Annotated in this window: 6 protein-coding genes; 5 read left to right on the top strand and 1 reads right to left on the bottom strand. The window is 69.5% G+C overall.

The annotated features are described in order from the left end of the window. Positions 1 to 62 precede the first annotated feature (62 nt). Positions 63 to 527 (bottom strand): hypothetical protein, encoded by a 465-nt coding sequence (locus ACFW9Z_RS36015; protein ID WP_384647933.1) that lies wholly within the window; start codon positions 525 to 527, stop codon positions 63 to 65. Between the two features lie 310 nt (positions 528 to 837). Here ACFW9Z_RS36015 and ACFW9Z_RS36010 point away from each other — a divergent pair, with 310 nt between their 5' ends. The 5 genes from ACFW9Z_RS36010 to ACFW9Z_RS35990 all read left to right on the top strand — a co-directional run bounded on the left by ACFW9Z_RS36010 (position 838) and on the right by ACFW9Z_RS35990 (position 3,460). Next, complete coding sequence (locus ACFW9Z_RS36010) at positions 838 to 1,245, top strand: hypothetical protein (protein ID WP_384647931.1); 408 nt, start codon at positions 838 to 840, stop codon at positions 1,243 to 1,245. A gap of 151 nt (positions 1,246 to 1,396) precedes the next feature. After that, positions 1,397 to 1,987, top strand: a complete 591-nt coding sequence (locus ACFW9Z_RS36005) for a phage tail protein (protein ID WP_384647929.1) — start codon at positions 1,397 to 1,399, stop codon at positions 1,985 to 1,987. A gap of 165 nt (positions 1,988 to 2,152) precedes the next feature. Then, a complete protein-coding gene (locus ACFW9Z_RS36000) occupies positions 2,153 to 2,443 on the top strand; it encodes a hypothetical protein (RefSeq protein WP_326704061.1) in 291 nt (96 codons plus the stop codon). 14 nt (positions 2,444 to 2,457) lie between these two features. After that, the gene (locus ACFW9Z_RS35995; protein WP_384647926.1) at positions 2,458 to 2,847 is read left to right on the top strand and encodes a hypothetical protein; all 390 of its coding nucleotides are present in this window, start codon (positions 2,458 to 2,460) and stop codon (positions 2,845 to 2,847) included. 55 nt (positions 2,848 to 2,902) lie between these two features. Then, the gene (locus ACFW9Z_RS35990) at positions 2,903 to 3,460 is read left to right on the top strand and encodes a hypothetical protein (RefSeq protein WP_384647924.1); all 558 of its coding nucleotides are present in this window, start codon (positions 2,903 to 2,905) and stop codon (positions 3,458 to 3,460) included. The last annotated feature ends 78 nt before the right edge of the window (positions 3,461 to 3,538 follow it).

The raw sequence follows: 3,538 nt of genomic DNA, 5'->3' as shown, positions 1-3,538 counted from the left end.
ACCCCCTGGAGGGTGGCCGGCCCGACGCCCTTCTTCACGTTTCCGGTGAACGAGCTGTGCGGTCAGGGGTTCTCGGTGCGGCCCGGACGCCTCGCGCCCATGGGGCGCAGGCGGTCCGGCCCGTCCGTACGACGGGCGGGCTCGGGGCCGGCCGTACGACCGGCGTACCCCGGACCGTCCGTACGACCGGCGTACCCCGGGCCGTCCGTACGGCCGACATGGTCCGGGCGGCCCGAACGGCCGTTGCGGTCCGGGCGGTTCGCGTCCGCGGGGGTCCGTCCGGGCATCCGGAAGACCTGGGCGTCCGCGGGCGCCTTGGGGGCCATCAGCGCCACGGCCTCCTGCCAGCCGCTGGTGAACCCGCGCACCTCGGCGTCGAGGGCGATGCGGGCGCCGACCTTGCCGACGACCGACGTAAGGGTTCTCCCCACCTCCGCCGTGTACACACCGGCCTCCGCCGTCTCGGCGGCCACCTCCACGGCGGCCGCCACCACATCCACCAGCCGCTCCTGCGCGCTGATCACCACGGGCGCCCCACCCCCACTGTCCGCCCTGCCGTCGTCCTCGTCGCCACGCTCACCGCTCCTCACGCCCGTACGGCGCTCCGCGCATCACATCGCACTTTTTCGAATGTTCGTTCGATTGATCGAGCGTAACGCAGCAGGCCCTCCCGGCGGAGGGCATTGAGCCACCGAACTAGTTAGTTGCGCGCACGCACGACATGGATCACAATGAGTGCAGCGGCGGAGCTGTGCCCCCACCCTCCGGGGGCGCGGCTCCGCCGTCGTACATCAGTCACTCCCCTCCACCCGCAGCTACGAAAGGAGTACCCCTGTCATGCCCTCTTCCCCGGGCGTCTTCCCCGATGTGCAGGCCCTCGTCGTGGAACTGCTCGCCGACCGCTCGGAACTGGCGGGCGTGATCGTGGACGAGACTCCTCCGGCCGGATTCGACGGCACGGCCAGGGCTGTCCTCGTCTCCCGCGTCGGCGGCGCGTGGATCGACGACCTCCACCTCGACCAGCCGCAGGTCGAACTGGAGGTCTACGGTCCGGACAAGTCCACGGCCCATACGCTCGCCAACACGGCGCGGGCCGCACTGCTGGCCGCCACCGGCACGGTCCACGGCACCGCGTCGGTCACCGACATCGTCGAGGCCGACGGACCGCGCTGGCTGCCCGACTTCACCCGGCCGCAGGCGAGCCGCTACCTCTCCACGTACCGCATCTCCATCCGCCCCGCCTAGGAGCGGCACGGGCGTACCGGACCGCCGAGCGTCCCGGACCCCCCTCCATGAACCGGCCCCGTCGCCTTCGCGGCGGGGCTTTCGCGTACCCGTACGACGACGTACGCACCCCACGCACACACCGCACACACCACACCGAGGAGCAGTACTCATGGCGAACAACAACGGCAGCCAGATCCGCGTCGCCGGCACCGGCCGCATCCTGGTGGCACCGGCCGGCGCCACCCCGCCGGCCGCCCCCAAGCACACCGCCGACGCCTGGCCGGCCGGCTGGACCGAGCTGGGCTTCACCACGACCGACGGCATCAAGTTCAACAAGAAGGACAAGATCGACCCGGTCGACACCTGGCAGTCGGTGAGCCCGGCGCGGTTCATCTACTCCGACCGCGACCTGACCGTGAAGTTCCAGCTGCTCCAGTTCAACAAGGACACGCTGCCGTTCTTCATGGGCGGCAGCGCGGTGACCCCGGTGACCGCCGCCGGGGCCGTCGACACCTTCGCGTACACGCTGGGCGCGGAGCCGCAGCGGGACGAGCGCCAGCTCGGCATCGAGTTCAGCGACGGCGCGGACGTCACGTACCGCTTCATCATCCCGCGCGGCCAGGTCACCGAGACCGAGGAGATCGCGCTGACCCGTACGGGCGCGCTGAAGCTGGGCGTGACCTTCACCGCGCTCGCCCTCGAGAACAGCGGCACCCTGGCGACCTGGCTGATGAAGGACAAGGCGGCCTACGGCAGCTGATCCGCCCCGGGGCCACGCCCCACCCTCCTTCCGGCAGCCGGTACGGCTGCCTTTCCGGTGGCCGGTGCGCGGCGGTAGCGGTATCCGTCCCGCACCGGCCACCGGCCCCTCCTCTTCCTCTGCATCCCCCGCCCTCTCCCCCTCCCCACCAGCAAGGAGCCCCGCATGTCCGCCTTCAACGTCAACGCGGCCCGGGCCCAGCGCCTCGAAGCCCTCGGGCTGGCCTGGTCCTTCGAGCTCGACGACCACACCTTCGAGCTCCCCACCGAGCTCTCCCGCTCCACCGCCCGCAAGCTCCGCGCACTCGACGACAACGACGTCGACGGTCTGCTGCGACTGCTGCTCGGCGAGGAGCAGTTCGCCCGCTTCGACCGGCTCGACCTGACGATGCAGGACATCGCGGCGATTCTTGAGGCGTACGGCAAGGAGACCGGGCTCGGCCTGGGGGAAGGCTGAGCCTCGGCGAGCTCGTGGAAGAGCACGCCGAGGCCCTTGAGGCGGACCTGCTCCGCCATTACGGCACGGACCTGCTCGACTGGCACCGCGGCCGGCTCTCCTCCCGCCGGCTCGCGGTGCTCGTCAAGCACCTCCCGCGCGACAGCGCCCTGGTGCGCGACCTCCACGGCGAAGCGGCGGACTGGTCGGTGACCGAGTACCTGCTGGCCACCGCGGTCGACCAACTCGCCGAGTCCAACTGGATGTACGCCACCGTCAACCAGGACGAGGAGGCGGAGCCGCTGGAGTACCCGGTGGCGGTCCGGCGGCCCGGGACCGCCGATGTCCCCGGGGCCGAGACCGCTTCAAAGGACGAACCGGTGACGGGACCCAACCGGGCGGAGCTCACGCATTTCTTTTCCTGACAGCATTGACCGCCCCCCTGTAGAGTTCGCCGCACAGAGTGCGGGGAGGGAAATAATGCCGCAGATATCGGCAGGGGTAAGCGCACAGGGCTGGCGGAGCCGCATGGTGCCCATTCCGCGTCCAGCCGGTGAGCCGGCGATCGTGGAATTGCGATCCGGAGGATTCCTCACCCATTTCTCCGCCATGGGTGGGATCGATACCGAACACGTCAGGTCCGAGGACGACCACGTGTATGTGACCAGTACAACAGGGACGAAGCCGTTCCTTTTCGTGCTGGCCCCCAAGCACACACACGTCAAGGTCAAGCGTCACGGCGGAGATTCCGGCGGTATCGCACGGTGGCATCTCCGTACCATCGCCCCGGAGAGTCTTCGGAAACTCGAATCCGAGCTCGAAGGTGATGGTGGCGAGGTGCTGTCCGGGTCCAGGGGCGGGGAATTCTCGTTCTCCTTCGAACAGAAGGACGGGGTGGCGGGATTCGTCTGCACCGACTTCCGCGGAAACCCCATGGACATAACTCATGAGGGCCATATGCGGGGGCGCGTCAAGATCCCCGGCCCTGGTTACATCACCGTTGTCGCCCTCGGCCCGTGGAAGCTGAAGCGCCTCTGACCCTGTACGCCTGGAACTGACCACAGCCGGCAGCCGAAGCCGACGGGTGGTGCGGTCGGGCCGATCTCCAGCAGATCG

This window comes from Streptomyces sp. NPDC059452, from assembly GCF_042750035.1.
GTDB lineage: Bacteria > Actinomycetota > Actinomycetes > Streptomycetales > Streptomycetaceae > Streptomyces.
This window is presented reverse-complemented; position numbering and strand designations above follow the sequence as displayed.